This window comes from Burkholderia territorii (genome assembly GCF_902833055.1).
Classification (GTDB): Bacteria; Pseudomonadota; Gammaproteobacteria; order Burkholderiales; family Burkholderiaceae; genus Burkholderia; species Burkholderia territorii.
In genome coordinates, this window is record NZ_CADFEJ010000148.1 from 1 (window position 1) to 444 (window position 444).

1 protein-coding gene is annotated in these 444 nt (G+C 73.2%); it reads left to right on the plus strand.

Going from position 1 to position 444, the window contains the following annotated elements:
* Positions 1-390 (plus strand): sensor histidine kinase (locus HW466_RS31460; RefSeq protein ID WP_176316179.1); only part of this gene is annotated, 390 nt, incomplete at its 5' end.
* Positions 391-444: the final 54 nt, after the last annotated feature.

A 444-nucleotide genomic window follows, 5' to 3' on the forward strand; every position in this document is an offset into this window, starting at 1 on the left:
TTCGAGCACGAGGCCGACGTCGAGGTGGTCGCGCGCGCCGACCTGCTGGCCGACCTGATCGGCAACCTGATCGACAACGCGATCCGCTACGCCGGCGACGGCGCGGTGATCACGGTGCGGATCGGCCGGGAGGGCGGGCAGGCTCGGCTCGACGTGATCGACGACGGCCCCGGCATCGCCAGCCAGGAGCGCGAGGCCGTGTTCGAGCGCTTCTATCGCAGCTCGGCGACGGAATCGGTGGAGGGTTCGGGGCTGGGCCTGTCGATCGTGCGCGAGATCGTGCGCGTGCACGAGGGCGAGATCGCGCTGGACGATGCGCCGGGCGGCGGGCTGGTGGTGACGGTGCGGCTGCCGCTCTCGCCGGCGGCGCCGGGCACGGGCACCGCCTAGCCGGATCGGCGAGGTGGTTGCGGGCGGAACCGCCCAGCAACCGTCACGCGAACG